Below are 4,423 nucleotides of genomic sequence, written 5' to 3'. Positions count from 1 at the left end.
GCGGGCGGTCCGTGAGCCTCCTCGTCGCAAGCTCCTGCGGGGTCTCACTGGACTCGCTTTTTCCGCTGGAGTCGCCGCCTTTCACTTCAATCATTCACCTGGTTATAAATCAACAGTGATAACATTTAGTTTAAAAAAAATATAATAATAGTCCGATCTATTAAAATGAAAGTACTCATAACTAAATCAAATAAAATTTCTAAAAACACGACTTCATATTAATCGAATTAATGAGAGTCACATCAAAGAAATACCGTTTTAGCATGTTAGTCTCTATATACTAAAAACACCATGAACACTGAGTTCTTGGCACTCTATAGTCATATACTTTTGTATCTTGTAAGAAAAACCGGGCAAAGTCGACCCGTTCCTTTAAGAAAGTACATAGTATCTACTTTAATTTCCGGTATGATTTCCGTTGCAGGTGGACGCTTTCCGTGGGCGAGCGACAAGCCTCCTTAGGCCAACAGTGTGTTAGTCACGAAGACGTTGACTCGCGTAGTGGCGTTCTTAGTCTTCGTTCCATGTACTCCTGCGGTTACTCGTCGCAAAGACACTGACTTTTGGCCAGCGTCTTTCCTGCGGGGTTTTCAGCTCATGCTGTTCCCACTGGATCGCCGCCTTGCGCTACAATCAAACGATACTTATCTAAAATAAACGTATAATTATCGAATTGAGGAGTTATGAAATTAATTCAATTGAATTAGTCAAAAAAACTGGAGACATCGTACATGCTCCAGTTGTTTTTTGGTTATTGCGGGATGATTAATGTCGAATTAGCATAAACAATATTTGACACCATACCGTTTGCTTTCCTAATCCTTGCCTCACCTGAACGGTTTCCATAAAACTTCCTAGAAATCGAGTACAAAGTGTCGTCAGGTTTTACCCTGTAAGTCCAATATTTTGGTTTAGCTACTGCTTTTGGTTTTGCCACTACTTTTGGTTTTGCTGTCGGTTTAGGCGTCTCAACCTTTTTAGCCGTATCTGAGACGCTCGCTACCGCTTTCTTCTTTTCACTATTAGCCAAATCATCTTCGCTATCAGTTTCATTCATAGCAACTTCTCCTGCATCAATAGAATCGTTTGCAGGTAGAGGATTCACTTTATCTGCAGGTGATGGTGTATCAACTTTTGGACCTTGTTTAATAAGTTTAAGTAAATCAGGGCGATAAAATGCCGAGAAAGTCAATGTTAACTGTAACTTTTCTAGTTCTTGCTCGTCCGTAGTTACCTCACCAGTTGGACTATTGAACTGGATGGAATCAACCACTACAATGCGCTCCATCTGTTCAAGCTCACTAATAAAAGCTTCCAGAGTACCATACGTTGGCGTTTCAATCGATAGACTGACATTTAGTTCTTGAAGTGCCTCTACACCTTCAGGAGGAGCTTCAATTACAAATGGCCCTTGTGAAAAACCAACTGATTGAACGAGTGAACCGGAGACCACTTCTGCTTTTTCAATTTGTAACAAGACAAGTTCAGTTAATGGATCAACTGGTACTTGTTTTTGCAATTCAAGTGAACTGACAATTGGGATCTCTGGTTGATCTGCGAGTTGTTGTTCTAATGCAAACAATACTTGGCGATCAGTTGTAAGTGTTGTTTCAGCGATTGCTAAACTTTCTTTTTTGGGTACATAAAATGTGAAATACGCATAGGCGATCATAATCAAGCAGAATAAACTCGCTAATAATATAAGTCCGATTTCTTTTTGTTTTCTTGTTAAATTACTCATTTGCATCATCTCCTTGTGCATCATCTGCAGGAGGTTGTGTTTCAGTAGCTGGTGTTTCAGCAGGTTGGTTTACGGTTGGAGTACTACCTTCAGCTGGTGTTTCTCCTTCAACAGGCGGTGCATTAGGATCGACTGGTACTGCTGTTCCGTCCGCAGGCATGCGTGTATCTAAGAATGTCACGCTATAAGAAGCTAAATAACGTGGCATTACAACTTCAGATGGTTCAACTTCAACTTCTGTTTGAGTACCATCCGTCTCTTCAACTGGTTCTGGAAGAGGTTGATACGTGAGTGTCGATAATGCAACTTCTGTAATCATTTCAGAAGATTTTAATTGGGTTAAATAAAATGCCGCTTCACGCGAAGTATCAAATTGTACGGTAATCGTTACTTGACTTGGAGACGCAAACGTAAAGTTCATGAAAAATCCACGTTCAGGAAGTAGAGAAGTAAGTTCTCTAATTAACGGCAATGTTTCATAGCGATATGTATCTGCCCACTCGACGGTTTTTTGCAATTTCTGCGTATCATCTAAAGCTTCGCTTGTGATCATTTGCTCTTGCAAGGAAGCTTGTTGACTAACGACTTCTGCACTTTGAGCTGCGATGACGAATTGTTTATTGCTATACGAATTGCCGAGAATATAAAAGACGATCCCCACAACTAGGCCGACAAGAATGAGCAAGATGGCCGTTACGACAAAGGCGGGACGGTCCCGTTCTTTTTCGCCAAGTAAATTTATATCGACTAACATCTTTACACCTCTTTCAACGCGAGTCCGAGTGCTCGATTAAAACGAACCGGAATAGCTTTTCCATCTTCTAAGTAAATCGTTTCACGCACAACAGTTGACACGCTCACACTAAAACGCGACTCGAGTTGTTGTAAAAAGTCTTCCCATCCATCGAACTCTCCATTTAGCAACACATGCGTTATGCCTTCGTTTCCTTGATTCATATTGTAACGATAGAAATTGATGAGTTTTTCAAGTTCCGCAATAAGTGCTTCCATTTTGGAAGTTTGTGCCCCACTGAAATAGCTGGATTCCTGTGGTTCATTCACTTCGACCGGCCGCATAAATAATGGGAAATGCTGATGGAAAATCGATACGATGTAGCTGTCGTTTTGAACATCTAGTAATAATATATGTTCATCACCCGATAAATAATGTTGAGAATAAGCCAATCGATATAAAGCTAGAGGACCAATATCGGCAACAACAGGTTTCATTTTCACGTCTTCAAAAAGTGTTTCATATGTATTCAAAATACTTTCTTTCGAAGCAATTAAAATCGCTTCTTTTGATTCGGTTGTAGCGGTATAAGGGACAACATCAAATACGGGATCGTCAAACGGTAAATAAAGCGTTGAGCCGATTTCAATAAAGAAGTGACCTTTTAACTCATCCTTCCGAACATCAGGTGGATAAGAAAGTTTACGGATAATTACATATTCATCAGGTGCTAAGAAACGAACGGATTTACGGGAAAGTTTCCACTCTTCCACGGCCTCGCCTAAAATCGACACCAGCATATCCGCGTCCACAATTTTGCCATCCTTGACAATGCCAGAAGGTAAAGAACGCTCCTCTGCACAAACCACATGCAAAGGAGACGTTGACTTCACTTCCACCATTCGGATCGCATCTTCTTCAATTGTAACCGTCGCCACGCGTGTGCGTTTGTTTAAGAACGAGGGTATGAAATTCATAGAATCAACTCCAAATTTCGTTTATCTAGTAATAATTACTTTACCAGTTGTTGTTGTAGCAGTACCAGCATTCGCAATATCATTATTTGTTGCTGCTACAAATTCTACTGATTTCCCACCATCTGATGATGTTGCTGTAATCGTTAAACCAGTGGAGTTATACGTTACAGATCCGAGTATATCAAAAGGTGTGGTCGCATCAGTATTAATTTTCCCAGCATCTTCAATGAATCCAGCATCTTGAATAACTTCTAAATTTACTGAAACTCCATTTGCAACTTGATTTTCGGTAAAGTATAAATTTGCAGAGGCTAACATATTTTGACCATCAGCTTTTAGTGCATTTATTTTTGAATTTGTTATAATATTCCCTATTGCCGGAATGGCAATTGCCGCGATAATCGCTAAGATTACGATTACTGCTAAAAGCTCGATTAATGTTAAACCTTTTTGATCTTTTAATTTATTTTGAATGAATTTTCTCATTCTGTAAGCCTCCCTTTTCCCTCTATTTTTTGGAATATATTAGTACACTTGTATAGTACCATATTTATATGTCGAAATATATAGATAAATAGACTTTATACTCATTTTTATTTTAGTGTTTTCGTTCTATTTTACATACGATCACCGGTCTTAAAACTACCGAACACAGGTAATATGACATACAAAACAAAGTTTTCCACATATCCATATAAATTGACCATCAATAGTGGTTCTACGACCTATTCAATTAGTTTATCAGTCTTGTATAAATTTTTACCATAGAATTCTTTTTAGTTGCACGAACAACAGCATAGAATATTTTGATCACTCATAAAAACCATATCCTGATAAACGGTATAATTAATCAATTAATTATCTGTTATTTTTCTCTACATGAGTCAATTTCATAACTCCTCAATTCGATTATAAACACGAACACTTAATTGGTTTTTATATTAATTATCGTTTATTTTAGACAGGTATGTT

At 38.5% G+C, this 4,423-nt stretch carries 4 protein-coding genes; all 4 read right to left on the bottom strand.

The genetic code is table 11. The features are described from left to right. Positions 1-751 precede the first annotated feature (751 nt). The 4 genes from B371_RS0101340 to B371_RS0101325 are packed head-to-tail and all read right to left on the bottom strand — an operon-like array spanning position 752 to position 3,937. Complete coding sequence (locus B371_RS0101340; RefSeq protein WP_019412524.1) at positions 752-1,741, bottom strand: LysM peptidoglycan-binding domain-containing protein; 990 nt, start codon at positions 1,739-1,741, stop codon at positions 752-754. Then, positions 1,734-2,495 carry a hypothetical protein gene (locus B371_RS0101335; protein WP_019412523.1) on the bottom strand — a complete coding sequence of 254 codons (762 nt, stop codon included), beginning with the start codon at positions 2,493-2,495 and terminating at the stop codon, positions 1,734-1,736. Before B371_RS0101335 ends, B371_RS0101340 begins: the two co-directional genes overlap by 8 nt. 2 nt (positions 2,496-2,497) lie before the next feature. Then, positions 2,498-3,451: a type IV pilus biogenesis protein PilM gene (gene pilM / locus B371_RS0101330; RefSeq protein WP_019412522.1), complete on the bottom strand. Its 954-nt coding sequence runs from the start codon at positions 3,449-3,451 to the stop codon at positions 2,498-2,500. A 21-nt stretch (positions 3,452-3,472) separates the two neighbouring features. Then, complete coding sequence (locus tag B371_RS0101325; RefSeq protein WP_019412521.1) at positions 3,473-3,937, bottom strand: prepilin-type N-terminal cleavage/methylation domain-containing protein; 465 nt, start codon at positions 3,935-3,937, stop codon at positions 3,473-3,475. Between the last annotated feature and the right edge of the window lie 486 nt (positions 3,938-4,423).

It is taken from the genome of Paenisporosarcina sp. TG20 (genome assembly GCF_000286315.1).
In the GTDB taxonomy this organism is placed as follows: domain Bacteria; phylum Bacillota; class Bacilli; order Bacillales_A; family Planococcaceae; genus Paenisporosarcina.
Note: the sequence above shows the minus strand (reverse complement) of the source record. Positions and strands in the feature narration are given on the sequence as shown.

Bases quoted from the DNA above. Each gene is read 5' to 3' on its own strand.
- B371_RS0101325 (WP_019412521.1), bottom strand. From the start codon at position 3,937: ATGAGAAAATTCATTCAAAATAAATTAAAAGATCAAAAAGGTTTAACA.
- B371_RS0101335 (WP_019412523.1), bottom strand. From the start codon at position 2,495: ATGTTAGTCGATATAAATTTACTTGGCGAAAAAGAACGGGACCGTCCC.
- pilM (WP_019412522.1), bottom strand. From the start codon at position 3,451: ATGAATTTCATACCCTCGTTCTTAAACAAACGCACACGCGTGGCGACG.
- B371_RS0101340 (WP_019412524.1), bottom strand. From the start codon at position 1,741: ATGAGTAATTTAACAAGAAAACAAAAAGAAATCGGACTTATATTATTA.